The 24,488-nt window shown below is 60.6% G+C and carries 27 protein-coding genes and 1 other RNA gene; 19 read left to right on the top strand and 9 right to left on the bottom strand.

Features of this window, described 5'->3' with window-relative positions:
* Positions 1–119 precede the first annotated feature (119 nt).
* On the top strand, positions 120–974 hold the full coding sequence (locus RUI03_RS13535; protein ID WP_317287994.1) for a prephenate dehydratase: 855 nt from the start codon (positions 120–122) through the stop codon (positions 972–974).
* On the opposite strand, the gene nudC is transcribed toward RUI03_RS13535, so the two are convergent.
* Entirely contained in the window at positions 944–1,828 is an 885-nt protein-coding gene (gene nudC / locus RUI03_RS13530) for an NAD(+) diphosphatase (RefSeq protein ID WP_317287993.1), read from the bottom strand. The two genes, RUI03_RS13535 and nudC, sit on opposite strands and share 31 nt — an antisense overlap.
* 174 nt (positions 1,829–2,002) lie before the next feature.
* Here nudC and RUI03_RS13525 point away from each other — a divergent pair, with 174 nt between their 5' ends.
* Entirely contained in the window at positions 2,003–3,406 is a 1,404-nt protein-coding gene (locus RUI03_RS13525) for a response regulator (RefSeq protein WP_317287992.1), read from the top strand.
* Positions 3,407–3,415: 9 nt separating this feature from the next.
* Here the strand turns inward: RUI03_RS13525 and RUI03_RS13520 are convergent, their stop codons facing one another.
* Positions 3,416–3,715: a transcriptional regulator gene (locus tag RUI03_RS13520; protein ID WP_317287991.1), complete on the bottom strand. Its 300-nt coding sequence runs from the start codon at positions 3,713–3,715 to the stop codon at positions 3,416–3,418.
* 2 nt (positions 3,716–3,717) lie between these two features.
* Positions 3,718–4,347 (bottom strand): hypothetical protein, encoded by a 630-nt coding sequence (locus RUI03_RS13515; protein ID WP_317287990.1) that lies wholly within the window; start codon positions 4,345–4,347, stop codon positions 3,718–3,720.
* 110 nt (positions 4,348–4,457) lie between these two features.
* Between RUI03_RS13515 and ffs the strand changes: the two genes are divergently transcribed.
* Positions 4,458–4,558: signal recognition particle sRNA small type (ffs, locus tag RUI03_RS13510), an RNA gene on the top strand.
* Positions 4,559–4,586: 28 nt separating this feature from the next.
* Here the strand turns inward: ffs and RUI03_RS13505 are convergent.
* On the bottom strand, positions 4,587–4,814 hold the full coding sequence (locus RUI03_RS13505) for an MJ0042-type zinc finger domain-containing protein (protein WP_317287989.1): 228 nt from the start codon (positions 4,812–4,814) through the stop codon (positions 4,587–4,589).
* A gap of 117 nt (positions 4,815–4,931) precedes the next feature.
* Here RUI03_RS13505 and RUI03_RS13500 point away from each other — a divergent pair, with 117 nt between their 5' ends.
* The 10 genes from RUI03_RS13500 (at position 4,932) to RUI03_RS13455 (ending at position 13,852) form a co-directional block, all read left to right on the top strand.
* The gene (locus tag RUI03_RS13500) at positions 4,932–5,612 is read left to right on the top strand and encodes a GOLPH3/VPS74 family protein (RefSeq protein WP_317287988.1); all 681 of its coding nucleotides are present in this window, start codon (positions 4,932–4,934) and stop codon (positions 5,610–5,612) included.
* Positions 5,613–5,700: 88 nt separating this feature from the next.
* On the top strand, positions 5,701–6,807 hold the full coding sequence (locus RUI03_RS13495; protein ID WP_317287987.1) for a hypothetical protein: 1,107 nt from the start codon (positions 5,701–5,703) through the stop codon (positions 6,805–6,807).
* A gap of 2 nt (positions 6,808–6,809) precedes the next feature.
* The gene (locus RUI03_RS13490) at positions 6,810–7,550 is read left to right on the top strand and encodes a rhodanese-like domain-containing protein (RefSeq protein WP_317287986.1); all 741 of its coding nucleotides are present in this window, start codon (positions 6,810–6,812) and stop codon (positions 7,548–7,550) included.
* Positions 7,551–7,816: 266 nt separating this feature from the next.
* The gene (locus RUI03_RS13485; RefSeq protein ID WP_317287985.1) at positions 7,817–8,776 is read left to right on the top strand and encodes a DUF3011 domain-containing protein; all 960 of its coding nucleotides are present in this window, start codon (positions 7,817–7,819) and stop codon (positions 8,774–8,776) included.
* Between the two features lie 101 nt (positions 8,777–8,877).
* Positions 8,878–10,605, top strand: coding sequence for a DNA polymerase III subunit gamma/tau (locus tag RUI03_RS13480; RefSeq protein WP_317289655.1), 1,728 nt, complete (start codon positions 8,878–8,880; stop codon positions 10,603–10,605).
* The gene (locus RUI03_RS13475; RefSeq protein ID WP_317287984.1) at positions 10,602–11,123 is read left to right on the top strand and encodes a DinB family protein; all 522 of its coding nucleotides are present in this window, start codon (positions 10,602–10,604) and stop codon (positions 11,121–11,123) included. Before RUI03_RS13480 ends, RUI03_RS13475 begins: the two co-directional genes overlap by 4 nt.
* The gene (locus tag RUI03_RS13470; RefSeq protein WP_317287983.1) at positions 11,120–11,440 is read left to right on the top strand and encodes a YbaB/EbfC family nucleoid-associated protein; all 321 of its coding nucleotides are present in this window, start codon (positions 11,120–11,122) and stop codon (positions 11,438–11,440) included. The genes RUI03_RS13475 and RUI03_RS13470 overlap by 4 nt, the downstream gene beginning before the upstream one ends.
* A gap of 81 nt (positions 11,441–11,521) precedes the next feature.
* Complete coding sequence (locus tag RUI03_RS13465; RefSeq protein WP_317287982.1) at positions 11,522–12,367, top strand: sulfotransferase; 846 nt, start codon at positions 11,522–11,524, stop codon at positions 12,365–12,367.
* Between the two features lie 32 nt (positions 12,368–12,399).
* Positions 12,400–12,876 carry a DUF2721 domain-containing protein gene (locus tag RUI03_RS13460; protein ID WP_317287981.1) on the top strand — a complete coding sequence of 159 codons (477 nt, stop codon included), beginning with the start codon at positions 12,400–12,402 and terminating at the stop codon, positions 12,874–12,876.
* Positions 12,877–12,967: 91 nt separating this feature from the next.
* Complete coding sequence (locus tag RUI03_RS13455) at positions 12,968–13,852, top strand: neutral zinc metallopeptidase (RefSeq protein ID WP_317287980.1); 885 nt, start codon at positions 12,968–12,970, stop codon at positions 13,850–13,852.
* Positions 13,853–13,857: 5 nt separating this feature from the next.
* Here RUI03_RS13455 and RUI03_RS13450 read toward each other — a convergent pair whose 3' ends face one another.
* A complete protein-coding gene (locus RUI03_RS13450) occupies positions 13,858–16,167 on the bottom strand; it encodes an NADP-dependent malic enzyme (protein ID WP_317287979.1) in 2,310 nt (769 codons plus the stop codon).
* A 143-nt stretch (positions 16,168–16,310) separates the two neighbouring features.
* Here RUI03_RS13450 and RUI03_RS13445 point away from each other — a divergent pair, with 143 nt between their 5' ends.
* Genes RUI03_RS13445 through RUI03_RS13425 form a run of 5 tightly spaced genes read left to right on the top strand, consistent with a single transcriptional unit; the run spans position 16,311 to position 19,702 of the window.
* On the top strand, positions 16,311–17,513 hold the full coding sequence (locus RUI03_RS13445; RefSeq protein WP_317287978.1) for a TonB family protein: 1,203 nt from the start codon (positions 16,311–16,313) through the stop codon (positions 17,511–17,513).
* 59 nt (positions 17,514–17,572) lie between these two features.
* Positions 17,573–18,160: a NifU family protein gene (locus RUI03_RS13440; RefSeq protein WP_317287977.1), complete on the top strand. Its 588-nt coding sequence runs from the start codon at positions 17,573–17,575 to the stop codon at positions 18,158–18,160.
* Between the two features lie 19 nt (positions 18,161–18,179).
* Complete coding sequence (tsaB, locus tag RUI03_RS13435; RefSeq protein ID WP_317289654.1) at positions 18,180–18,788, top strand: tRNA (adenosine(37)-N6)-threonylcarbamoyltransferase complex dimerization subunit type 1 TsaB; 609 nt, start codon at positions 18,180–18,182, stop codon at positions 18,786–18,788.
* Complete coding sequence (gene rimI, locus RUI03_RS13430; protein WP_317287976.1) at positions 18,785–19,231, top strand: ribosomal protein S18-alanine N-acetyltransferase; 447 nt, start codon at positions 18,785–18,787, stop codon at positions 19,229–19,231. Before tsaB ends, rimI begins: the two co-directional genes overlap by 4 nt.
* Before the next feature lie 51 nt (positions 19,232–19,282).
* On the top strand, positions 19,283–19,702 hold the full coding sequence (locus RUI03_RS13425) for a Fur family transcriptional regulator (protein ID WP_317287975.1): 420 nt from the start codon (positions 19,283–19,285) through the stop codon (positions 19,700–19,702).
* On the opposite strand, the gene RUI03_RS13420 is transcribed toward RUI03_RS13425, so the two are convergent.
* Both RUI03_RS13420 and RUI03_RS13415 read right to left on the bottom strand, forming a co-directional pair.
* The gene (locus RUI03_RS13420; RefSeq protein WP_317287974.1) at positions 19,699–20,277 is read right to left on the bottom strand and encodes a DsbA family protein; all 579 of its coding nucleotides are present in this window, start codon (positions 20,275–20,277) and stop codon (positions 19,699–19,701) included. The genes RUI03_RS13425 and RUI03_RS13420 overlap by 4 nt on opposite strands.
* Before the next feature lie 14 nt (positions 20,278–20,291).
* A complete protein-coding gene (locus tag RUI03_RS13415; protein ID WP_317287973.1) occupies positions 20,292–21,188 on the bottom strand; it encodes a hypothetical protein in 897 nt (298 codons plus the stop codon).
* Positions 21,189–21,275: 87 nt separating this feature from the next.
* Between RUI03_RS13415 and RUI03_RS13410 the strand changes: the two genes are divergently transcribed.
* A complete protein-coding gene (locus RUI03_RS13410; protein WP_317287972.1) occupies positions 21,276–21,908 on the top strand; it encodes a 2OG-Fe(II) oxygenase in 633 nt (210 codons plus the stop codon).
* Here RUI03_RS13410 and RUI03_RS13405 read toward each other — a convergent pair.
* Both RUI03_RS13405 and RUI03_RS13400 read right to left on the bottom strand, forming a co-directional pair.
* On the bottom strand, positions 21,880–23,016 hold the full coding sequence (locus RUI03_RS13405) for a DHHW family protein (protein ID WP_317287971.1): 1,137 nt from the start codon (positions 23,014–23,016) through the stop codon (positions 21,880–21,882). The genes RUI03_RS13410 and RUI03_RS13405 overlap by 29 nt on opposite strands.
* Positions 23,016–24,404, bottom strand: a complete 1,389-nt coding sequence (locus RUI03_RS13400; protein ID WP_317287970.1) for an MBOAT family protein — start codon at positions 24,402–24,404, stop codon at positions 23,016–23,018. The genes RUI03_RS13405 and RUI03_RS13400 overlap by 1 nt, the downstream gene beginning before the upstream one ends.
* Positions 24,405–24,488 lie beyond the last annotated feature (84 nt).

The raw sequence follows: 24,488 nt of genomic DNA, 5'->3' as shown, positions 1-24,488 counted from the left end.
GGGGAGGCGCGGGGGCGCCTCGGTGTGACAATTTTCGGCGGGGTTTAGCGGGGGTCTCCCCTCCCTGCAACGGCACTTTTCCGCACAGATGTGTGAATTCAGTTGAGATGGACAAAGATATGTCGCGAATTGCTTATCAAGGAGAGCCCGGGGCGTTCTCGGATCAGGCCTGTCACACCTTCGCCCAAGGCGCCGAAGCGTTGCCCTGTCCGACATTCGACCATGTCTTTGATGCCGTCATGACGGGAAAGGCGGATGAAGCCATGGTCCCCGTGGAGAATGCCATTGCGGGGCGCGTTGACGATATCTACCGCATCCTGCCGGACATGGAGTTGAGTATCGTATCCGAGCATTTTCTGCCGGTGAAGATGCAGTTGATGGTCTCCCCGGGCGCAGATCCGCGAGGCCTTAAATACGTGCGCAGCCACGCCATGGCCCTGTCACAATGCCGCAGAGAAATCGCGGCTCGGGGCCTCTTGCCCGATATAGCCCGTGACACCGCAGGCGCAGCCCGGGAGCTGGCCGAGGCGCCGGACCCGGCTATTGCCGTGATCGCGCCAGAGGCGGCTGCGATCCGCTATGGCCTCGATATCGTCGCGCGGGATATCCAGGATCAGGATCACAATGTGACGCGGTTCTTGCGGCTGACCCATGAGGACAAGGCGGTCTGGCCTGATCTTCTGTCCGGCCGCGTGATGACCAGCATGGTGTTCCGCGTCCGCAACATTCCGGCCGCGCTCTATAAAGCGCTTGGCGGTTTTGCGACCAATGGCGTGAACCTTCTGAAACTGGAGAGCTATCAGCTCGACGCCACCTTCGCGGCGACTCAGTTCCAGGCGGAATTTGACGGCCATCCTGATGATCCGCCAGTCCAGCGGGCGTTAGAGGAACTGGGCTTTTTCTCCTCGCACCTCAAACTGCTCGGCGTCTTCCCGGCTGACCCCTATCGCTCGGCCCAGACCTTCAACAATTGATGCGCGATGGTGAAGGGCGGGGGGATCTGAACGTCGTCGACAATGTCACCGCGCAGCAGGGCATTGACCTGTTGGCGGGACAGCCAGCGCGCTGCCTCGATCTCTGTGGGGTCGAGGGTCAATTCCCGGTCATTGGTCCAGCCCAGAAACCCCACCATCAGGGATGAGGGGAATGGCCAGGGCTGGCTGAAACAATAGCGTAGTGTGTGCAGGGTCAGACCGGCCTCTTCTTCCACCTCCCGCGCGGCGCAGGCCTCGAGCGTCTCGCATGGCTCAAGGAAGCCAGCGAAAGCCGAATAGACACCGGGCGGAAAAAGCGGCCCGCGACCCAGGCAGACAGAATCTTCGTGAATGGGCAGGGTGATCGCGACCGGATCGGTCCGGGGGAAATGCTCGGTTCCCGTCCTGACATTGACGCGTTTGGCGCCCCCATCGGCAATTTCCGTCAGATCCCCGTGTCGCGCGCAATAGCGATGTCGCTCATGCCAGCCAGTGAGCCACAGGGCATGTCCGGCCACGGCCGCCTGTGTCGGTGACAGGTCAGCCAAGACATCACGCAGCGGTTGCAGGTTTGCCAGCGTGTCAGCGTCTTCTTCCGTCACAGCGATCGCAAATTTCGCGACATGCCCGTCCATGCCCAGAAATAGCGGACCGTCCAATGAGGGGGGCAGATCAGGGGAGCGCAGAGAGTGCCAGTGGAGGCTGCCGTTCTGGATCGCGACGGACCGGCCACAGACGAGCATGGCCAGTGAGGCCGGATCGCGTTGCAGGCCATTGAGGAATGCCGGGTCTTTCCGCTGCACGCCCATCCGGTCGAGCGGGTAATCAGCAAAATTGTTGGGGTTGTCGAACATTCGCGTTTCATGCGCCGTCGAGGGAAGGGAGGCAATGCGACACCGCCCCCCACGAAATGCAACCTTAGGTTAAGTTTGATCGCCTACACCCGTCAGCCTTGGGGGCTCTGACGACCGCCCAGCAGCTTGCGCTGGCAAGATTTGAAACGAACAGGCGACGGGGAGACCTGGTAAATGATCGATCATCCGCTCTTGCGACAGCAGTTGGACGAGGTGGGCTATGGTCGCGGACCGGTCAATCTTACGCAATTGCTGCGCCTCGTGAATGCCGCCTATCAGCAATATGATGAGGAACAGCAGCGTACAGATTTGTCCAGTCGCCGGATGGCCGACCAGCTCGACCAGATGATTGCGCACCTTGAGACGAAAAATCGGTTCATGGCCGAAGCGCAACAGGCGGCTGAGACTGCCAGTCGTTCCAAGTCGTCTTTTCTGGCCAATATGAGCCACGAAATCCGCACACCGCTGAACGGTATTCTGGGCATGGCACAGGTTCTGCTGCAGACGTCACTGAAGGACGACCAGCGCGACTATTTAACGACCCTCGTTGAATGCGGAGAAACCCTTCTATCGCTCCTCAATGACATTCTCGATCTGTCAAAGATCGAGGCGGGAAAAATGGATATTGTCCCCACCCAGACGGATCTGCGGCATATCATGGCGCGGATCAGAAAGCTGTGGACGCCAACCGCAAATGAAAAGGGCCTGCAGCTGAATGTAGCGGTTCATCCCTCAGTCCCGGCATATGTTCAGATCGATGCCGTCCGCTATCAGCAATGTCTATCCAACCTCATCTCCAATGCCGTCAAATTCACAGCGGCCGGCCATGTGGACGTCGCCGTCACGGCTGTGCCCGAAGGAGCCTCGGCTTTCCGAATCGAGGTGCTGGTCAGCGACACTGGTGAGGGGATGGATGCCGAAACGCTCGGGGCCCTGTTCAAACCGTTTCAGCAGGCGGACGAGACCACCTCCCGTCGTCATGGCGGCACAGGCCTTGGTCTTTCCATTACCCGGCGTCTGGCTCGAAAGATGCGAGGGGATGCCTGGGCCGTCAGTGAAAAGGGGCGCGGCTCAGTCTTTGTCCTGACATTTGGCGCGGAGGCCCGGACGGCTGACTCGGCGCCGGGCGTGCAGACGATTGATGTCGAAGCAATTGATCAGCGGACCGCACTTCGGGACGCCAATCTGAAAATATTGCTGGTCGATGACATGCAGATCAATCGTCATATCGTCTCTCTTTTTCTCAAGCCGTTCGGTATCATCCCGGTCGAAGCCACCAATGGCAAAGAAGCGCTCGATGCGTTGCGGAGACAAGAGTTTGATGTCGTACTGCTGGACATGCACATGCCGGTCATGGACGGACCGGAAACGATCAGGCAAATTCGTTCGTCTAATGAAGAATGGGCGCGGGTGCCGGTGGTAGCGCTGACAGCGGATGCGATGTCCGGCGACCGGCAACGTCATCTCGACATGGGCGTTGACGGCTATTTGCCAAAACCGTTGCAGGAGCGGGACCTTGTCGCCGAGCTCGTCCGATTATGCGGTACGTCCGCCACCGTCTCAGCGAAGGTGGCCTGACGCCCCGGTCTACAGGTCGGGGAACAGGGGTTTCAGGGCTTCCAGATAGCTGGCCCACGCTTCGCGCCCCTTATCGGTCAGGTGGACCAGGGTCAGGGGCCGCCGGCTTTCGAACCCTTTTTCCGTCGTCACATATCCGGCTTCCTCAAGCTTGCGCAGGTGCACGGACAGATTGCCGTTGGTCGCTTCGAGGACATGGGCCAACTCGGTGAACGGCGCTGGTGAGACCGAGGTCAGATACGCCATGATCCCGAGGCGCAAGCGGCCGTGAATGGTCTCATCAACATTTCCAGCGTCAAATCCCGCCATGATCATGCGTCCTCCGGCAGTGAGGGGGGCTCAGCCATCAGGAGTTTGACCCCCGGCACGACGGCAACCAGTATGACCACGACGGCGGCGAACAGGTAGAGGACAGGTTGTCCCGCCAGGAACGGCACGACAAAAGCGGCCAAGAATGATCCGAGGGCGGCATAGGTCATCCATGGGGCGCGGGCGATCCGCGACATGACATAATGCGCAGCCCCGTAGCCGCCAAAGGCGACGGCCAGGATCATGTCGAAAAGAATGACCGGCGCCCCGGCCATGCTCGTGGCAAATGCAGTGCCGATGGCATAGGCCGCAATGCTCATGCCGACGGCCACCCAGATCAGCTTTTCCACCTTGTTGGCGAAGGCTTCACGCCCCGGCTTGTCGCGAATGGTGGGGACGAGCAGGCGCTGTCCCAGGAACCCTGCGCCCATGACGGTCACCCACAAGATCAACATGCTGATCGGCGGGAGGCCGAACCGCCCGGACAGGATGGCATATTCACCCACATAGGCGACGGAAATCAGCGCGCCCCACAACGTCAGAAAGCGTCCGCCAAGCAGGGGCGCATGACGTCCCTCTTCGCTGATGGCGCGGAGAAACTGCAGGTCGTCGCGAGTGGGATCTGGATTCATGCCTGCTTATTACACCAGTTTGTAAAGCAAATCAAAGCAAGCCTTGTGATGACGGGACAAGTTCTGCCCGGCTGGGGCTTGCATCCATGCGACGGTGTCGCGATATAGGCCGTGGAAGGCCGCGCGGGCGAGCGTCTCGCCAATCCGGTCAGGTCCGGAAGGAAGCAGCCGCAACGAGTTTCCGCTTCGGGTCGCGTTGGCTTTCCACCTTTTCCTTAGATCGGCTCACCATGGGCGCTTCAGTGATGATGCGGCTCAATATTGTATTTCCCGCATTTCCCGCATTTCACGATCACCCCGTGGGCGTCGTGGTGGTCGACATCGACCAGCAGCTTGGTTTTGCAGTTGCCGCAACGATAGGTCTCGTCACCGCCGCCTTCACGGGCGGGCGAACCGGCCACATGTTCCAGAACCTCTTTGCCCTTCACCGTCTCCGGCGGCAGAACCTTCATTTCAAATTGCGGCATAGGTGTCTCCTCTAGCTGGCCTGCTGCATTGCGCCGGGCCGGCAGATCGTCAAGCGCCTATTGCTTCAAATTGAAGCAACCCCATGTCTTTGAGAGGACAAGCAAAAAGGGGACATCATGGCCAGTAGTGACCTGACATTGCCCGAAGAACTGATGTTGTTGGCGCTGAGCGACCGCAAGGGCGTGAAACGCGGACAGTTTGTGGATATGGCTCTGGCGGGTGCCGGCCTGTCTGAACTTCTGCTGCGCGGGATCGTGTACGAACTGCCGGGAGAAAAAAACAAGCTCGCCGTGAAGCCCGAAGGGCGGACCGGAGATGTGTTTCTGGACCGCTGTCTGGAAATCATCCGAGCCAAAGGGCTTGAGGGGCAGGCCAAGACGTGGGTGCAGCGGATTGGCAGCCGCTCCGGCATCTCAAAGCCCGTCAGCGAAGCGCTCGTCCAAAAGCATGTGCTGACGCGCGAACGGCAGAAATATCTGTGGTTCTTCGAGCGCACGGTTTACCCGGAAATGGACCCGAGCGCTGAGTTGCGACTAAAAGAGCGCCTCGCCAGTGCCATGTTCAGCACCGGCATGGTGTCACCGCGGGATGCGGTTCTGATCGCATTGGCGAACCAGACCGGCCTGCTCCGCCTCAACTTCGATACCGCCCTGCTGAAAGAGCACAAGGCGCGGATCAAGGAGATTTCCAAAGGGGATCATCTGGCCGCCACGGCTGCGGTCGACGCCATCCGTGCGGTTCAGACGGCGGTCATGATTGCGGCCATCATGCCGGGCGTGGTTGTTTCCGCGAGCTGACCGCAAAAAACGCACATCGCTTTGACCGGCTTTCCCGCCCTCTCTCGCAAGGAGAATTAGCGGGACATCTTCCCGCGGGGAGATGCCAATGGGACCGCTCAGAAAAATTCGCCTTGTACTGTCAGTCGCCTGCGCCAGCCTGATCTGCGGCCAATCTATCGCACAGCCGCTCCAGACCAAGACCATCCTTGATGTGAATGGGTTTGAGCGACCGATCCCGGCGTTCACCGTGGGTATTCCACAGGGCTGGGATCTGACCGGCGGCGTCAAATGGCGCCAGACCACATGCTCATCTTCGGCCAACCAGGCTGAATGGCAGGCCAGTGCCAATGATGGCAGCGACCGACAGATCGTCTTTTTCCCGGTAGAGACATGGTATTGGGGATCCATGCTGGACCAGATGCCGCAATTTGCGAATTCGGGCGGCACCGGCTGTCCGGCGGCCCGGGTTTTCGACGCCCCCTCCTATCTTCAAATGGTCATCACTGCGCGTCGGCCCGGCGTCCGGATCATCGGCATGCGCCCAAGGCCCGATGCGACGGCACAGATGCAGCAGGCCATCAGCAGTCAGCAATTGCCGGGCGGGATGCAGGTCCGGTTTGAAGCGGTCGAAGCCCTCATTGCCTATAACATGAATGGCAAGGAGATGCGCGAGAGCCTGATGACGATCGTGCAGTTCATGCGTACACCAACGGTCGACATGAATGGTGGCATGGGCGGCTATATCATGAGCGCGACAAGTTTCGGCGTCATCGGACTGAAGGCGCCCAACGGCCAGCTCGACTTCAATCTGATGGAGCAGGTGCGCCGGTCGCTGCAATTCGATCCCGGCTATGAAAGGCGCATGGCCGCCTATTATGCGAAGGTCAACCGTTCGCGTCGTGCAGCACGGCCATCGGGCGTCTCCGCTCAGGCGCAGCTGAACAAGACCTACAGCGAAATCAGCGATATTCAGCACAAGGGATATATGGACCGCAGCGCCATTGAGGACAGCATGCAGGCCCGGACCACGGACATGATCCTCGAGCAGCAGGGATACGTGACTGGCTATGGCGAAGTCGTGAAACTGCCCAATGCCTATGATCGTGCCTACGAACTGCAGAATGGCGGTTTCGTGGTGACCGATAGCCCATCATTCGACCCCTATCTCGATACGGGTGTCGACGGTACCGAAATGCAAAGAGAGGAATATTGATCATGTCATTTCAGTCTAAATGCGGGCTCATTCTGTCCGCCTGCGTCCTGTCGCTATCCGCACCCACCGCTTTTGCCCAAGACACCTTCCCCGGTGGCGGCGGCGCGGGAAATCCCTATCCGCAGCAGCCGGGTACGCCGTATGGCAACAATAATGGCGGTGCACCGATGCAGCAGGATCCGCGGGCAATTTTGCAGGCGATTGGTCCCAAGCTCGACAGCATGATGGCGCAGGAGCGTCAGGACTTCGGTGTTCAGCCTACCGCGCAATTGCATAATGGCGCGTTCCACGGGCTCACACCGACGACCTTGCCGGGTGGACAGGTCATCACGACCAAGGGCGTGGTTGAACTCGTGCTGGGGCAATCGATGCCTTATGTGCTCGTCGATGTTCTGGGTGCGCAGCAGACCCTGCCCGGTGCCTTGCCGGCGAGCTACGCTGCGCAGCCTGGCAGCTTCAATGATCAGGTGCAGCAACAGTTTGCCAATCAGCTGGCCCAGGCCACACAGGGGCGAAAAGATGTTCCCATCATCCTGTATTGTCAGTCTACCTATTGTTGGATGTCGTACAATGCGGCGTTGAGAGCGGCCAATGCCGGTTTCACGAATGTCCTGTGGTATCGCGGCGGTCTTGAGGCATGGCAATCGGTCGGCCTGCCAACGATGATGCCGGGCCAGGGTCAGATGCAAGGCCAGATGCAGGGGCAAATGCAAGGACAACAGGGAGCGCTGTCACCCTATTGAGCAAAGACCAGAAATATTGCACTGCAACAGACAAATAGTGACGCCTGCGTATCGCAACTGATCTGGAAATCGGCGCTGGACAGGGAGGATGATCTTCGCGATTTTCCTTCTGTCAGCCGCTGAATGCTCAATGTAATCGGTCACATCTTTGCTCAGCTGCCAAAATCCCTTTTCAGGATACGCTTTGATACAATAGGAGCGCTATCACAGCCCCATTTCGACCACAATTTCACCGCTTCTTAAGCACAACTTGAAGGAGGAAGGTGATGAAACCCCTGATTATCATAGCGGGCCTGTCGGCCCTTCTGATGGGTGGAACGGCGATTGCCGCACCGCCACGCTCCGTTGAAGGACAACAGGAAAAAGCACGCGAACGCGAAGCCGACAAAGGCGACAGAGCGGAGCGCCCACAGAATCCTCGGGCCGTGCCCCAGGATAGCCGGCGCGGCGATGATCGTCGCAGCGATGATCGCGGCGACCGCCGGGACGATCGTGGTCGGGACAATAATGACCGGGATCGCGACGATCGGGGCCGGAACGACAATGACCGCCGGGATGATCGCGGGCGCAATGACGATCGACGCGATCGCGACCGCTACGACCGGAATGATAATCGTCGTGACCGTGACCAGCGATATGACTCACGCCGTGATCAGCGGGACTGGGATCGCCGTGACCAGCGCGACTGGGACCGCCGCGGCAATAATAATCGCGGCCCACGGGTGGTCCGCCAGCGTGATCGCCAGATCACCTGCTACTCACGCGGGGCGGGGCGGCAGGTCTGCACGATTTCTGGCCGGTATGAACGCATTCGCTATCTCGGCCCTGTCAGCGGCTATCGCTGCCGTGAAGGGATCGACTGGGGCATTACGTCCCGCGGTGTCTGGGTGACCAATGGGTGCCGCGCGAACTTCGGTTACGTCGAATATTATGATGACTACGGCTATGACGATTACGGTCGGGACGAGTTCGTATCGCTGTCCTGCGAGTCGACAGACTACCGTTACCGCAGCTGCGCGGTCCCACGGGGCGCCTATGATGTGCGGCTGCAACGGGTACGGTCCGACTCGAATTGTCGCCGTGGCCGCGACTGGGGCATTACCCGGGGTGGCGTCTGGGTCGACAATGGGTGCCGCGCCGTCTTTGCCTATCGCTATGACAGCTATGGCTACGACCGGCCCTATGCCACGAGCGGCAGTGTCGTTCGCGGCCAGCCAGGATACTGATCGGCTGATCGGTTCACAGTCGTCAGGTGACGAAGCGAGGGTGAGAGCAATGCGCTCTCACCCTTTTTTGTTTATCGCCCGCGCCGCGCGATCGGACCGCCCTGCGCAAAAGTCGATTTCCGGGAGCGAGTGACAAAAGCGCTCGGCCCGCGCATAAGAGGGGGATGCCGGAAACACCCGAATACCAGGTCCTTGCGCGCAAGTACCGCCCGCAGAGTTTTGATGACCTGCTCGGTCATGATGCCATGGTTCGCACGCTCAGGCATGCGTTTGAGGCCGGCCGCATCGCCCATGCCTTCATCCTCACAGGGGTGCGCGGGGTCGGGAAAACGACAACCGCCCGGATCATGGCCCGGGCGCTGAATTATGAAACCGATGAGGTCGACCGTCCCACCGTCGACATGCGCGTCCAGGGCAAGCACTGCCGCGCCATCGCCGAGAGCCGCCATCCGGACGTCATTGAAATGGACGCTGCCTCACGGACCGGTGTCGGGGACATACGCGAACTGATCGAAGGGGTACGCTATGCCCCGGTCGAAGGGCGCTACAAGGTCTATATCATCGACGAGGTTCACATGCTGTCGAACAGCGCGTTCAACGCGCTGCTCAAGACCCTGGAAGAGCCGCCGCCGCATGTGAAATTCATTTTCGCCACGACCGAGATTCGAAAGGTGCCGGTCACAGTGCTGTCGCGGTGCCAACGGTTTGATCTGCGGCGTTTCGATGCCGAAACATTGGCGGGCCATCTGAAGTCCATCGCCGACAAGGAAGGCGCGACGATTGACGATGACGCCCTGTTGATGATCGCGCGGGCCGCCGAGGGATCAGTGCGGGATGGTCTGTCCCTGCTCGACCAAGCGATCATTCAGCACGGTGATGAGGCGGTCAGCGCCGAAGCTGTGCGTGAAATGTTGGGGCTCGTCGACCGGACACTGACCTGGGACCTGCTTGACGCAGCCATGAAGGGCGACAGCGCCGCCGCGTTGAATATCTTCCGTGACCAGTACAATGCGGGAGCCGAACCGGCGGCCGTGCTGCGCGACCTTCTCGACATCGTCCACCTGCTGACCCGCACCAAGGCGGCTGGCCCCTCCGCTGCTGCCCATGGCGCCGCCGGTGAAGCAGATGCGGCGCGCGGTCGCCAGATGAGTGAGGGGCTGGCTCTGCCCGCCCTGACCCGGGCGTGGTCGCTCCTGATGAAGGCGCTCGAGGAATCCATGATTGCGCCCGACCCTGCCGCCGCAACCGAGATCGGACTGATCCGACTGGCCTATGCGGCGGGGCTGCCGACGCCGGATGATGCCATCCGCATGCTGAACGAACAGTCTGGCGCATCCTCCGGCCGTCCCGGGCCTTCCCACTCTGGTCTGTCGTCTGGTGGCGGTGCCCGGGCCATGGCGGGCGGCGGAACAGTGGCGGTGGCGCGTGAAACATCCCCTCAGCTTGCGCCCGCAGCTGACCAGGGGCCGGTCATCAATTCGCTGGCCGATATTGCTCGCCTCGCCGGGCAACATCGTGATGCCATGCTCCGTGCCCGTATCGAAAGCATGGTACGGCCGGTGATCGTCGAGCCGGGGCGACTGGAAATCGCAGTGGACGAGGCGGCGCCGCAATCGCTTGCCGGTGATCTGGGGCAGGCGCTGAAAAGATGGACGGGCCAGCAGTGGATTGTCAGTATCGTGCGTGATCCTGGCGGGATCAAAACCCTGCGGGAAAGCCGGGACGAGGCTATACTGGCCCATCCGGCCGTGAAATCTGCGTTTGATCTGTTCCCCGATGCGCGGATCACCAAGGTGACGCCGATTGATGAGGACGAGACGCCCACATGACCAGCCCGTCCTTTCTTCGCCACCTGGCGCGCTATAACCGGTGGCAGAATGACAGCCTGTATGGCGCCGCGGATCAGCTTTCCGACGACGACCGGCGCGCCGATCGCGGGGCGTTCTTCCGGTCCATCCACAATACGCTTCTGCACATTCTGTGGGCGGACAAGGTATGGCACGCCCGACTGACAGGGGCTGACCTGCCAGCCCTGCCAATGGTCAATATGCGAGAGGCCGATGAGCCCACACCGTGGACAGACCTGCGAAAGGATCGGGCGGCCCTGGACCAGGTGATCTGCGACTGGATGGATTCGCTGGCCCCTGCCGATATCGACGGTGAGCTCACCTGGCATTCCGCCTTTGCTCAGCGCACTTTTACCCAGCCCCGCGCGCTCCTGTTCGCGCATATGTTCAACCACCAGACCCATCACAGGGGGCAGGTGCATCACATGCTAACGACCCTTGGTCTTCGCATGACGGATACCGATATGCCGTTTATGCCCCCAGAGGAGATGAACAGATGAATTTCACTGACATGATGAAGCAGGCAGCCGGCCTGCAGCAAAAAATGGAAGAGATGCAGGAGAAGATTGCCGGTCTCGAAGCCGAGGGCAGCGCAGGCGCAGGCCTGGTCAAGGTCACCCTGAACGGCAAGGGCTATGCTTCTCGCGTGACGATCGATCCGTCTCTCATGGTCGAGGGCGAGCGCGAAGTTCTCGAGGACCTGATGACGGCGGCCATCAACGACGCCAAATCAAAACTCGAAGTGCAGTCGCAGGAGCAGATGAAAAGCCTGACACAGGGTATTCCCATGCCGCCCGGAATGAAGCTACCATTCTAGACCGGTTCAAGCATCGCCGTCAGGCGTGATTGCCGCTGAAAAAAGAGCAATCCGCCTCGATGGCGGTGAAAGTGCCTGACCATGCGGTTGCCTGATCTTGTCCTCATTGGCTCACCGAAAGCCGGCACCACGTCCCTTTGTGACGCCCTTGGGCAGCATGCCGGTCTGTGGATGGTGCCGGGCAAGGAAACCCAGTATTTCAGCCATCACCTTCACAACGGTCTGGACTGGTACGCATCGCTTTTTGCTGACGCGCCCGCTGACAAGTTGGTGGCCGAAGGGACGCCAGACTACACCGAGGGGCTGCGCAGTCGGACGATCGCACCCATGCTGCATGACGCCATGCCTGAGGCGCGGCTGATCTATATGGTGCGCGAGCCGCTGTCGCGGATCCAGTCGCACTATGTTCAGGACATTGAAAACGCCCGGGGCGCGTTCATTCCCTTCAGTGACGCTGTGCGGCAGCGCCCGCATCTGGTGGAAACAAGCGCCTACTGGGCGCGGATATCTGATTATCTGAGTGTTTTCCGTCGGGACCAGATCCACGTCGTTTTCCTGTCGGATTTCCTCGCCCACGAGGAAGCGTGTCTGCAGGGCTGTTTCGAGTTTCTGGGCCTCCCCATGCAGGAGGCTGTTCAGGCCCGCCATCTGAACGCCCGCACCGAAAAGCGCCGGGACACAAAGCTGATGGAAAAGCTGCGGCGCAATCCGCTGTTTGACACGGCCAAGGCCCTGATGCCGCGGGGTCTTATCGAAAAGGCCAAGCCGCTTCTGCGCAAAAAGGTGGGTAATGAGGTGGACGCGAAGTGGGATCCGGCTTTGCGCGATGAAGTCCTGCTGCGCCTTCGCGACGACAACAGGCGGTTCCTCACCGAATTCGGCAAACCTGCAGACTTCTGGGACCGAATACGGGAAGAGGCGGCTTGACGCTTCGTTCCGCCGGAGGCAGTCGGTGAGACATGGACCTGATCTCTACCGAAGAAACCGCGCATGCCATCGGCCTCGTCATCCAGCTGGCGATCGCGCCGATCTTTCTTCTCGTTGGGACGGGCTCTTTTCTCAATGTCATGACGGTGCGGCTGGGCCGGGTTGTGGACCGGGTCCGCATTCTCGAAGAGCGGCTGGATCGGGGCGAGACGGGGGATGAACGGCGTCGGCATGTGGATGAACTGCGCATCCTTGATCGGCGGATGAGCTACGCCAACCGGGCGATTTCATTCTGTTCGTCATCGGCCCTCCTGATCAGCATTGTGGTCGCCATGCTGTTTCTGGGCGAGCTGACGGACTGGCCCATGCGCTTTGTCGTGGCCCCGCTTTTCGTCATTACCATGCTCAGCCTGATTGCCGGCCTGACGCAGTTCCTCTGCGAAATCACGCTGGCGACGCGGTCCCTGCGTGTGCGAACGGAATTGATGCAGCAGAACGACGCGGACTGATCTCGCGGTGGGGAACGTCGGGTAAGGGATTGCGTTGATCCCACATTCGGGCTCTCTTTGGTCCCGTCCAATTTGAGGGAGGGCTCAGCCCATGCGGTGGGAAAATCAGCGGCGCAGTCAGAATATCGAGAACCGTCGGGGCGCAGCACGCACGGCCGGTGGCTTGGGCATCGCCTTTACCCTTCTTCGCTTCATCTTCGGCCGCTTCGGCATCATGGGAATTGTCGTCGTGGTCGGTGCCTATTTTGGCCTGAAGGCCATCGGCATTGATGCGCTTTCGCTGATCGCCGGTGGCCCTGCCCAGACAGCACGGCAAGGCGAAGAAATCACCAGCGAGTATGACGACATGGTAGCGGCGGTTCTCGGCGGGACTGAAGACGTCTGGACCACGGTCTTCCGCGAACAGGGCTATGGCGACTATCCTGAACCGACCCTCGCCTTCTTTACCCAAGGGGTACAGACGGCATGCGGCTATGCGCCATCCTCCGTCGGGCCTTTCTATTGCCCGGGCGATCGCAATGTTTATCTGGATACGTCATTTTTTGACGAGCTGCAGCGCCGCTTCGGCGTCCAGGGGGACTTTCCGCCCGCCTATGTGATTGCCCACGAAGTTGGCCACCACGTCCAGACTGTGCTGGGGATTTCGGATCAGGTTCGCCAGGCCCAGCGTGGTGCGTCCCAGACCGTGTCGAACCAGACCCAGGTACGAATGGAGCTGCAGGCCGACTGTTTTGCCGGTCTGTGGGCCCATAACTGGCGTCAGGGTCTGGAAGAGGGCGACATTCAGGAGGCGATGCGCGCCGCCGCCGCGATCGGTGATGACGCCCTGCAGCGTCAGTCCGGCGCCCGTCAGGTCAACCCTGACAGCTTCACCCACGGGACATCGGACCAGCGCATGCGGTGGTTCTCAGCAGGCTATCAGTCTGGTGACTTTGCCCGCTGCGATACCTTCAGCATGGATTACAGCAGGCTCTAAAGCCGTCAGACGTTGGTGTTCGCCCAGTTGCGGTGGTCCTGATCAAGCCCATAGGCGGCCATAGCCGCCAGTGTCATGATGTCGCCGACATTGCCGCCGGTCTGGAGGATCTGAACCGAATGGGACAGTCCGATCAGCAATGGCCCGATTACCGTCGCGCCGCCGATTTCGCTCATCAGCTTCGAGGCGATGCCGCCGGAGTGCAGGCCAGGCACGATGAGGACGTTGGCCGGACCTGACAGCCGCGCGAACGGATAGATCCGCCCCAGCCGCTGGTCGTTAAGCGCCATGCGCGGGGTCATCTCCCCCTCATATTCGAAATCAGGTGCCGGATTGCGGCTGTCCAGAAGTCGAACGGCATCCTGCAGCCGGCGCGTATTTTCCGTGTCCGGATTACCGAAGTTGGAATGGCTGACAAAGGCGACGCGCGGTGTGAAGCCCATCGCCCTGACGGCGTGAGCCGACTGGATCGCAATGTCGGCCAGTTCCTGTGCTGTCGGCAGTTCGGTGATCGTCGTGTCGGCGAGAAAGACGGTCCGGCCCCGGGCCAGCATCGCTGACATGCCGATGATGCGCTCACCCGGACGGGGGTCGAGGGCGAGGGAAACATTCTGCAGTGACACGCTGTAATGGCGGGTCAGGCCCGTTACCATCCCGTCGGCGTGATCATGGGCCAGCATACAGGCCCCGAACACGTTCCGGTCTTGGGTGACAAGACGGCGGCAGTCGCGGAGCAAGTGGCCGTGGCGCTGCAGACGTTCGTACATGTATGTCGTGTAAAGATCATTGTGCTCGGTGTGGCGGGCGTTCCAGATCTCAACGCCGTGATCCTTGGGCAGGCCCAGGCGCCGCACAGCATCGTGCACAAGTTGGTCACGACCAATCAGGATGGCCTTGCCGAGCCCCTGCTGCTGGAAGGCATAGGCGGCGCGAATGACGGCTTCTTCTTCGCCCTCAGCGAACACAATCCGCTTTTGCGGATCGTGACTGCGCAGGGAGGAGTAAATCTTCTGCAGGAAGCCGGCTGATGGATCGAGCCGGGAAGCCAGTTTTTCCTTATAGGCGGCCATGTCCTCAATCGGCTTGCGCGCGACACCGCTGTCGACGGCGGCTTTGGCCACGGCGGGCGGGATTTCGGACATCAGGCGCGGGTCGAAGGGGGTCGGGATGATATAGCCCGGTCCGTATTGCAGCCGCTTGCCATAGGCGGCGGCGACTTCATCCGGCACATCTTCACGCGCCAGCTTGGCCAAGGCCTGGGCACAGGCGACTTTCATTTCCTCGTTGATCGTCCGCGCACGGACGTCGAGGGCGCCGCGGAAGATGTAGGGGAAACCGAGGACGTTGTTGACCTGATTGGGGTAGTCAGAGCGCCCGGTGGCCATGATGGCGTCGGAGCGCACAGCCATGACTTCTTCGGGGGTGATTTCCGGCGTCGGGTTGGCCATGGCGAAAATGATCGGGTTCTTGGCCATGGATTTGACCATGTCCTGGCTGATCGCGCCGGCGACTGACAGGCCAAACACCACATCGGCGCCGTCCATGGCTTCGGCCAGCGTCCGTTTGTCCGTTTCGACCGCATGGGCGGACTGCCACTGGTTCACCCGGTCGGTGCGTCCCTTGTAGATGACGCCCTTGCTGTCACAGACAAGAACATTCTCATGGGGCACGCCCATGGTTTTGATGAGGCCAGTGACAGACAGGGCCGAAGACCCCGCGCCAGACACGGCCACCTTGATGTCTTTCATCGACCGGCCGGTGATGTCGACGGCGTTCAACAGCCCGGCTGCGGCAATGATCGCTGTGCCATGCTGGTCATCGTGGAACACCGGAATGTCCATCAACTCTTTCAGCTGCTGCTCGATATAGAAGCTGTCCGGTGCGGAAATATCCTCGAGATTGATACCGCCAAAGGAAGGGCCAAGATAACGGATCGCGTTGATGAAAGCGTCCGGATCCTCCGTGTCCACCTCAAGATCGATTGAATCGATATCGGCGAACCGTTTGAACAGGACTGCCTTGCCCTCCATCACCGGCTTGGACGCCAGTGCCCCCAGATTGCCCAGGCCCAGGATCGCGGTTCCGTTGGAGATAACCGCGACCATGTTGCCCTTGGCGGTCAGCTCATAGGCACTGTCTGGATCCTCGGCGATCCTTTTGACCGGTACCGCCACGCCCGGCGAATAGGCCAGCGACAGATCGCGCTGGGTTGCCATCGGTTTGGTTGGCGTAATCTCGAGTTTCCCGGGCTTGCCATGCGCGTGGAAATCGATTGCTTCCTGGTCGGTGAATTTAATTGAGTTATCGTCAGCCATAAGAACGCATACCGCCCGTTCGGGGTCTCGGCTAGTCGCATTCCACCCCAAATGGCGCGGCAACGGCGCATTTTTCAGCTTTCCATCCTTGCCTCTCATGATAGGCTTTTCCGAAAGGCAAATGCCCGTGGGAGGGATTTTCGATGAAACCGATTTTTGCTGCACTTGCGGTCAGCACCGCGCTGATCGCGCCTGCCATGGCACAGGACAATTACGGTCAGGCCTTCCAGGCCTTCCAGAAAGCGATGGGCGAGGGGCGGTCAGATGATGCCAAACGCCATGCCAAAATGGCATGGGAGATGGCGGAAAAGGATGCCAGCGCGAATGATGAAACCCGGGCGATCCTTGCACAGACATTTGTCTATCTTGAGATGTTCGACGACCCGTCGTCTGCCTTGCCCGCGGCGGAGCGGTCATTGGCCTTGGGCCAACAGGGTTACGGCACCACCAATTTCACGATGCCCGAACTGGCCATCATGGCAACAACCACGGCCGCTCTTGTCGATCCGGATACGCCCAAGCGGCGGGCCGCCATAGAAGCGCTGGACGCCTACTGGGCGCAGGGCGGCACGGCCGATACGCTGCCCGTGACGGCTGCCATGCAGCTGGCCAATATCAGCCTGACCAAGACCGCGTATGTGGATGTCATCGACCTGACGACCCCGTTGGGCGAGGCCTTGAGCAGACTTGATGACGTGCCGATCCACGATTTCGCGACAGCCAATGTCCTGCGGGCGGCAGCAACGCTCAGCCGCGGGGATGTCTTCAAGCCCAAGATCCGGCGATCCTCGGTTGGGCAGACGCTGGAAGGCGTCGGTACGCCCGGCCAGTCCCGGCGTCTGCAGGCCCTCAGTGACGCAGCCGCGCTTTTGGATATCACCGAGAATTTCTTCCCCACACAAACAAATGTAGAAAACTACGACCGGCTGCTGGCGCAGGTGCAGGCGTGGAGCGCCCTGACCGAAGCCTATAGCGAATCAAACGAGCTGACACCGCAGGCCGTCTCCCCCTTTGTTTGGAACGGCACCACAAGGCTCTCCCATCCGACCTATTCGACACCCTGCCCGGTCTCGCCCTATTCCTACAAATGGAAGAAAAAGCGCGACGTGACCTATCCCAATAGTGCATCAGCGCAGGAGCTGGGCGGCGCGGTCATGGTCGGGTTTCACTTCGATGACAGCGGCAGCGTCGTTGATGCCCGCGTGCTGGCCGAGGTGCCTTCGGACCGGTTCTCGCGAAATGTGCTGCGCGCCATGGATGACTGGGTGGTCGACCTTTCAACCGTTCCTGACGGCTGCCGCCGGGACAATCTGATCACCCATATGTTCTATGTGCATCTGAACTGATGGGAAGCATGTCTTGAAGTCTGGCGGCGTTGGGGCCAGTTAGAGCGTTGGAGGCCCCCATGTTCATTCAGACCGAAGATACGCCAAACCCGCATTCCATGAAGTTTCTGCCCGGCCGCGACGTGCTGGGGGCAGGTCAGCTTGGCATGGATTTTCCGAACATCGACGCGGCCAAGGTATCGCCCCTGGCTGTTGCGCTGTTTGATGTGGATGGCGTGACCGGCGTCTATCTCGGTGCCGATTTCGTCACTGTGACGAAGGACCCGACGGTCAACTGGACCGATATCAAGCCTGCGCTCCTCGGGACGATCGCGGATTATCTCGCCGCCGGGATCCCGCTGGTGGATCAGGGTGTCGCCGGCACCCCTGCGAAGGATGAGGGGACGGCCGATGATTATGAAGGCGAGGATCGGGAGATTGTGGAGCAGATCATCGACCTCCTCGACACGCGGGTGCGGCCTGCCGTGGCCCAGGACGGCGGCGATATCGTCTTCCACCGCTTCGTACCGGGCGACGGCATCGTCTATCTGACGATGAAGGGGGCCTGTTCGGGCTGCCCATCCTCGACCATGACCCTGAAGAGCGGCATCGAGAATCTTCTCAAACATTATGTGCCTGAGGTGACCGCCGTCGAAGCGGTGATGTAACGAGACCGCAGGATCCGTCATTCTTACGCTCGCCATTGATACCTGCCTGCCTGCCTGCAGTGCCGCTCTCGCCTTTGATGACGGGTCTGTACTGGCGCGATCCGAAGAGATTGGCGTGGGGCATGCCGAGCATCTGGGCGGGCTTGTTGCGGATCTTCTGCGCGAGGCTGGGGTGCAGCCGTCACAGATCCGCCGTCTAGCGTCGACCGTCGGGCCTGGGTCCTTCATGGGGGTACGGGTGGGGTTGAGCTTCGCCAAAGGCTTTGCCTTTGCCCATGGCGCAGACACGGTGGCCTTCACGACAATGGAGGCCCTTTGGCTGTCTCTGCCGGGCGAGACCCACGGCTACGCGGTGCTCGATGCGCGCCGAGGACAGGTTTATTTGCAGGGCTTTGGTGACTGCGCTCACGCCCCTTCGGTCCTGGATATTGAAATGGCGCGGGATCTGGCCACAGGCGGCGCCATGATTGGGTCGGGCGCGTCGTTGCTGGGCCGCAAGGCCGGATCTGACGTCATCCTCCCCGACATTGGCCAGCTCGCTCATGCAGCGCAAACCCGATCGCCAAGCGCGCTTGTCCCGGTCTATCTTCGCGCGCCGGTGGCCACGCCGACCCCTCGCCGGGCATGACCGTCCGCGCCGCAGAGATTGGTGATGCCGCGGTCATTGCGCCGCTGCATCATGACGCGTTCGCGGACAGCCCCTGGGATACCGCGTACTGGCAAAACCTGCTGAGCCGGCGCACGACACTGGCCATGGTGGCGGAACGCGAGAACCGTTTGGCTGCATTCTGCGTCTTCCAGATCATTGCTGACGAAGCTGAGGTCCTGACCATCGGTGTAGCCGCTGATCAACGTCGCCACGGTCTCGGCCGCGCGCTCTTTTCCAGCATGATCGAGGCGGCACGGGCACGGGAGGTGGGGCACATCTTTCTGGAAGTGGCCACCGATAACGAGCCTGCCCGACGCCTCTATGATGAGTTCAATTTTGTGCCATTACGCGAGCGCCGCGACTATTACGCGCGCGGTCGGCACGCCGTCCAGATGGGCCTGTCTCTGGGCTCGACATTCTAAAAAACAGATTTGAGCATGGTCCTGCGGCAAAAATTGGCCTAAGGCACTTTCATGGATCGCTTGGAAAAAATCTGCGTCGAAAAAGGTCTTCGGATGACGGACCAGCGCCGCGTGATCACGCAAGTCATTGCCGGTGCCGAAGATCATCCGGATGTGGAGGAGATTCACCGTCGCGCGACGGAAATCGATTCCCGTATTTCCATCGCGACGGTCTATCGGACTTTGCGCCTGCTCGAAGATTATGACGTCGTGCACCGCCACGATTTCCAGGATGGTCGGGCCCGCTATGAAGAGGCGACCGACGACCATCACGATCACCTGATTGATGTTCGGACCCGCGAGGTCATCGAATTCATCAATGAGGAGATCGAGGCGCTGCAGGAGCGGATCGCGCGGGAACTCGGCTATCGCCTGGTCGGCCATCGCCTTGAACTTTATGGCGTTCCGCTGACGGATGAAAAGAAGAGCTAGCTCTTAATTTTTCTGATGAGCAGGTCAAACCGGTCCTGACCCCAGAATTTCTCCAACCGTCCGTCTGCGTCGAGAACGGCGAAGGGTACGCCGAATGCGCCGTCCTTTTCGAGCATGGCGGTATCGGCCGCGAGCTGCGCGCCCGCATCGTCGACTGACAGTCCTGGCTGAAGGCCGGCCTGTGACAGGGCTTCATCGATAACAGCCTGATCACTGACATCACTACCATCGCTCCAGCGACTGTTGGACAGGGCGGTCGCAAACGCCAGGCCGGCTCCAGCCTCCCGCGCGGCATAGAATGCGCTGTAGGCTGGCATGTAATCCATGTCGAAGGGCCGGGGAAACGAGATCGGCAAGCCTGCTTCCATCGTTGCGCGGGGGACATCCTGCATCAGATAAGCCCGCCTGGCCGGTGTGCTGCCAGGATTGATCGGATCGTCCGTGCCCGCGGCTTTGGTCAATATGTGGAGCCGGGTCGGGACGGCGTCCTCAATGTCGGCCTTCAGCAATTTATACAGGCCGAGCCTGGAATAGGGGCTGCGAAAGTGAAAATAGACGCGAAGCTCAGTACTCATCGTGGATCATCCTCTCAGTTGCACAATTCATGGGCAAACAGGCCGCCTGGCAGGCCGACATGCCAGCCGGATTGCCGCCAATAGTCACTGTTCAGTTCCTTCTCCACATCGCTGAATCCGTTGACCGTCCGGCGGCTCGGATTTTGTTCAGCGTAGGCAATGATCCGGTCGAGATAGAACCGCCGGTTCACAAGGATCGACTGGTTCGACCACGGAACCGTCTTTGCGGTGGCGCGCCAGTATCCATCATGCCGCCAGTCCATGAGGCTGGGGTGACGCTTCGCCAGCATGATTTCCTGGGCGTGATCGATGGTCGCCAATGGTTGGTCAGTGGCGATGAAATCATAGGGATCGGCATAGGCATCAGCCTGAAGGTAGAGGCCATTCCCCGCCATCCGCCGGGCTTTCCCGGGGCGGATCAGTCGTCGGCCTGCTGCCAGCGCCCGATCAGTCCACGGCCCGTCAGATGCCGGAAAATATCGCCTGTATTTGTCGATGACCCCAAACCGCCGCGAGGCGCCCGGATATTTGCGATGCCGCAGCCTCACCACCTGTACGTCTCCGGCGTCGAGCGCCGCGGCGCCGAGGGTCAGTTGGCGCTGCACCTCGGCGGGCGGCTCGATCAGCGGGCAGTCATCTTCGAGCAGCAGAACGAGGTCCGTCGTCAACTGCTCGGCAATGGCTTTGAAGCCACCCAGAATGCCAAGGTTGTGAGGGTGGGTGCGGACGTCCAGATCGAATTGCTGCCCCAACGCCACAGCGCGCTCATCGGGCTCCGGCAGAAACAGGAGTGTCTGATCGACGGCGCTGAACAGGTCACCGCGACGATAGGTGGGCAATACCCGGGCCAGACTGTCGGTGCCCCGCCAGGACAGGATACCGATGCCAATACTGGGGTGCGTGCCGCTCATGGCCTCCGATGTGGTCCCGCCCCGGCCAAAGCGCAACCGGGCAAGTCCCCCCGTGACGGCGGATGCATCTCGCGCTAGAAACCGGCCATGCTGAACCTCGATGCCATTGCCAACGCCACCACCCGCACCGCGCCCTTCACCTATATTGTGGCCACGGGCGCGCTCACACCGCAAGAAGCGGGCGATGTGCGCAGGGACTATCCCGAGATTGAAAAGACGGGCTACCTTCCGCTGTCAAAGCTGACAGCGCGGGGGCGGTTCGCCGAGCTGATTTCGGATCTGCAGTCCCCGGCACTGGCAAAGGTGCTGTCGGACAAACTCGGTCTCGACCTGACGGACAAGCCGCGAATGATCACCGTACGGCGCCTGTCAAAAACCGGCGATGGCCGGATCCACAATGATTCAGAATCCAAGATCTGCACCATGCTGGTCTACCTCAATGATACCTGGAACCCGGCCGAAGGGGGTGCAATCCGTGCCCTGAACGGTGACGAGGACATGGATGATTTCGCTGAGGAAGTTGCGCCGCTTGCAGGCAATGTCTTTGCTTTTGCGCGATCGGACACCAGCTGGCATGGCCACCCGCCCTATGCAGGCGAGCGTTACGTTATTCAGACCACGTTCCTGACCAGTCAGGAAGAACTGGATCGCAAGGAAAATCGCGGCGGCCTCCAGTATTTCCTGAAAAAGCTCAATCCGTTTGAGGGCCGTCGGGGCTAGTCATCGCCGCGCGATTGACGAGCATCCGCTCAACCACCTCGAACAGGACGACATCCGGCTGAAATTCTTCGAGCTCGCTGAGATCGACAACACCTGCCTCGTGCCGAAACAGGACGACGGTGCCGAAGCTCTGCGCGAAATACTCAGCCATGAAGGGCGAGAAACTGTCCCCGATGATGAGAAGCGTCGGTCCGCCCGGATCGCGGACCATAATGCGTGTCGGAATGGGCAGGGCGCTATTGGGTCGGTCGACCTTGCTGGTCCGGACTGGCCCTGGATCCATCACTGACCAGATGGGTCGATCCTCCGTATAGCGACCGTGCCCGAGTAGGGCGACCAGGTCCCCCAGCTTGTCCCTTTCCAGCCGCATCGCGAGACGGTCCTCCGGCAAAATGGCAAGGTCGAAGCCCGTCTTCTGCATGGCCGACATGGCGGCCCGATAGGCGGTATAGGCGCCCCATCCTGTCCAGTGCGTGTCGGTGCGGAAATAGGCCTGATGCTGCCCGCGCGCCGATCGAAGGTCCTCTGCCGGGTAGATGGCGGGAATCCCCTCAGTCTCCAGCGCGGCCAGCAGATGGTCCACGCGGCGCGATCCAGCCCCTTCCTGAAGAAAAGGCGGGAAATAATCTGCGCCGTAGATGGACTGTTTATTGGGCGCGATCATGACCAGGAAGCTTGCGTCTTTGGCGGCGGACAGGGCGGACAGGCGATCGAGACCTTCAACCCATGATGCCAAAGTGCTGGCGTCATGGGGGGCGCGCCCCTGATAATCCTCAAGCATGCCGCCATGATTGAGGAACAACCAGCCATCCTGTCCCTCGATCACTTCCTGATTGAAGGTCAGGCCCAGATCATCCTGCAGACTGCCATAAAGATCGATCAGGCTCGCGCGCAGACCGAAATGATCGGACATCCACTGATTGAGACCCTCCGTGTAAGCACGAAGGCCGCCCGCCGTCCATTGCGGCGGGGGGGCCGCAAGACGGTTCTCGGCGCCAAGGCGATCGCTGGTGGACCGCGTCAGGCTTGTTACACCGTGCAGGACACCGGGCAGGCTGATGCCGATGATGAACAGAACCGCCAACAGGGTGTCGCGCCATTTCTTCATCAGAACCGGAAATAGATAAATGGGTTATAGGCGCCCCCGGCGACGAAGGCCGCGCACGCCACGAAGAGGAGGCTGAAACCAATAATGGTCGATGGTGCACTGACAGCGAGGGGTGCGCGGTTCATCAGCCCGGTCATGATCAACTGGGGTAGAGGCGTGGCGAACAAGGCGGCAACGCCAAGCCAGAGGCCCGTCATCCCGGGCAGGTATGCGGCCAGCGGCAGGGCATCTGTGCCCTGTCGACCCAGAAGCGCCGTATAAAGATCACCGGCGTGAGACAAGGTGTCTGCTCTGAACAGGACCCAGCCGAACATCACCGCGACCAGGAGGTAGAGATGACGCAAGGGGCGGGGAAGCGTCCACCTCGTGTGCTGCCTCGCCAGCCGCTCCACGGACAGGAACAGGCCATGCCACGCGCCCCAGAGGACAAACGTCCATGCCGCGCCGTGCCACAGGCCACACAGGAGGAATACGATCCACAGATTGGCAATCGTCCGGCCCTCCCCATGGCGGTTGCCGCCCAGTGGAATGTACAGGTAATCGCGAAACCAGCGGGACAGCGTCATGTGCCAGCGCCGCCAGAACTCGGTGACCGACTGCGCACAATAGGGCGTCGCGAAGTTGGCTGGGAAGCGGAAGCCGACCATGAGGCCCAGGCCAATGGCCATGTTGCTGTATCCGGCAAAATCAAAAAAGATCTGCAGGCTGTAGGCGACCATCCCGATCCAGGCGAGGACCGGCGACAGGCCATCGGCGGGCAGGGCGAAAATGGCATCAGCGGGGCCTGCTGCCAGATTGGCGAACAGGACTTTTTGACCCAGACCCAGAAGGAATATCCGCACGCCCTCGGCAAACAGGGCAATCGTTTCGCGCCGTTCGGTCAGGGCCGTTGCGATCGTCTGGAAACGGACGATCGGTCCGGCGATCAGCTGCGGGAAGGAGGCGATGTAGAGCGCGCTGTCAATCAACCGGCGCGCAGGCTTGGCCTCCTGACGGGCCACATCCACCAGATAGCTGATCGCCTGAAAGGTGAAAAAGGAAATGCCCAGCGGCAGATGCGGATCCGCGATCTCGCCAAGCCCGATGCTGCGGCCAAAAAAGCCTGCATATTTGAACCACCCTAGCAGAAGTAGATTGGCGGCCACACCACCGATCAGCCAGCGACGGGCCAATGCCGTGCGACCGAGCCGGTGGGCGATCAGATGGTTCATGAAAATGGAGAGCAGGAGCAGCAGCACGTAGCTGCCCTCGCCCCAGGCATAAAAGATCAGGCTGCCGACGAGCAGGACCAGGTTGCGCCCGGCGCGCATCCGCATCGGCACGATGAAATAGGCGGCCAGCAGAACCGGCAGGAAATAGAACAGGAATGGGACGCCCGCGAACACCATGATTGCTCGTAACGGGTGTCATCGACCCTCTGCAATCAGCAATTATTGTCATTTTGACCACGGGCCTCGCATTCGGGCGAAAAG

It is taken from the genome of Parvularcula sp. LCG005, from assembly GCF_032930845.1.
In the GTDB taxonomy this organism is placed as follows: domain Bacteria; phylum Pseudomonadota; class Alphaproteobacteria; order Caulobacterales; family Parvularculaceae; genus Parvularcula.
Note: the sequence above shows the minus strand (reverse complement) of the source record. Positions and strands in the feature narration are given on the sequence as shown.

What these genes read in the sequence shown, in the direction of transcription:
- RUI03_RS13535 (WP_317287994.1), top strand. Translation starts at nt 120, where the DNA reads ATGTCGCGAATTGCTTATCAAGGAGAGCCCGGGGCGTTCTCGGATCAG.
- nudC (WP_317287993.1), bottom strand. Translation starts at nt 1,828, where the DNA reads ATGTTCGACAACCCCAACAATTTTGCTGATTACCCGCTCGACCGGATG.
- RUI03_RS13525 (WP_317287992.1), top strand. Translation starts at nt 2,003, where the DNA reads ATGATCGATCATCCGCTCTTGCGACAGCAGTTGGACGAGGTGGGCTAT.
- RUI03_RS13520 (WP_317287991.1), bottom strand. Translation starts at nt 3,715, where the DNA reads ATGGCGGGATTTGACGCTGGAAATGTTGATGAGACCATTCACGGCCGC.
- RUI03_RS13515 (WP_317287990.1), bottom strand. Translation starts at nt 4,347, where the DNA reads ATGAATCCAGATCCCACTCGCGACGACCTGCAGTTTCTCCGCGCCATC.
- RUI03_RS13505 (WP_317287989.1), bottom strand. Translation starts at nt 4,814, where the DNA reads ATGCCGCAATTTGAAATGAAGGTTCTGCCGCCGGAGACGGTGAAGGGC.
- RUI03_RS13500 (WP_317287988.1), top strand. Translation starts at nt 4,932, where the DNA reads ATGGCCAGTAGTGACCTGACATTGCCCGAAGAACTGATGTTGTTGGCG.
- RUI03_RS13495 (WP_317287987.1), top strand. Translation starts at nt 5,701, where the DNA reads ATGGGACCGCTCAGAAAAATTCGCCTTGTACTGTCAGTCGCCTGCGCC.
- RUI03_RS13490 (WP_317287986.1), top strand. Translation starts at nt 6,810, where the DNA reads ATGTCATTTCAGTCTAAATGCGGGCTCATTCTGTCCGCCTGCGTCCTG.
- RUI03_RS13485 (WP_317287985.1), top strand. Translation starts at nt 7,817, where the DNA reads ATGAAACCCCTGATTATCATAGCGGGCCTGTCGGCCCTTCTGATGGGT.
- RUI03_RS13475 (WP_317287984.1), top strand. Translation starts at nt 10,602, where the DNA reads ATGACCAGCCCGTCCTTTCTTCGCCACCTGGCGCGCTATAACCGGTGG.
- RUI03_RS13470 (WP_317287983.1), top strand. Translation starts at nt 11,120, where the DNA reads ATGAATTTCACTGACATGATGAAGCAGGCAGCCGGCCTGCAGCAAAAA.
- RUI03_RS13465 (WP_317287982.1), top strand. Translation starts at nt 11,522, where the DNA reads ATGCGGTTGCCTGATCTTGTCCTCATTGGCTCACCGAAAGCCGGCACC.
- RUI03_RS13460 (WP_317287981.1), top strand. Translation starts at nt 12,400, where the DNA reads ATGGACCTGATCTCTACCGAAGAAACCGCGCATGCCATCGGCCTCGTC.
- RUI03_RS13455 (WP_317287980.1), top strand. Translation starts at nt 12,968, where the DNA reads ATGCGGTGGGAAAATCAGCGGCGCAGTCAGAATATCGAGAACCGTCGG.
- RUI03_RS13450 (WP_317287979.1), bottom strand. Translation starts at nt 16,167, where the DNA reads ATGGCTGACGATAACTCAATTAAATTCACCGACCAGGAAGCAATCGAT.
- RUI03_RS13445 (WP_317287978.1), top strand. Translation starts at nt 16,311, where the DNA reads ATGAAACCGATTTTTGCTGCACTTGCGGTCAGCACCGCGCTGATCGCG.
- RUI03_RS13440 (WP_317287977.1), top strand. Translation starts at nt 17,573, where the DNA reads ATGTTCATTCAGACCGAAGATACGCCAAACCCGCATTCCATGAAGTTT.
- rimI (WP_317287976.1), top strand. Translation starts at nt 18,785, where the DNA reads ATGACCGTCCGCGCCGCAGAGATTGGTGATGCCGCGGTCATTGCGCCG.
- RUI03_RS13425 (WP_317287975.1), top strand. Translation starts at nt 19,283, where the DNA reads ATGGATCGCTTGGAAAAAATCTGCGTCGAAAAAGGTCTTCGGATGACG.
- RUI03_RS13420 (WP_317287974.1), bottom strand. Translation starts at nt 20,277, where the DNA reads ATGAGTACTGAGCTTCGCGTCTATTTTCACTTTCGCAGCCCCTATTCC.
- RUI03_RS13415 (WP_317287973.1), bottom strand. Translation starts at nt 21,188, where the DNA reads ATGAGCGGCACGCACCCCAGTATTGGCATCGGTATCCTGTCCTGGCGG.
- RUI03_RS13410 (WP_317287972.1), top strand. Translation starts at nt 21,276, where the DNA reads ATGCTGAACCTCGATGCCATTGCCAACGCCACCACCCGCACCGCGCCC.
- RUI03_RS13405 (WP_317287971.1), bottom strand. Translation starts at nt 23,016, where the DNA reads ATGAAGAAATGGCGCGACACCCTGTTGGCGGTTCTGTTCATCATCGGC.
- RUI03_RS13400 (WP_317287970.1), bottom strand. Translation starts at nt 24,404, where the DNA reads ATGGTGTTCGCGGGCGTCCCATTCCTGTTCTATTTCCTGCCGGTTCTG.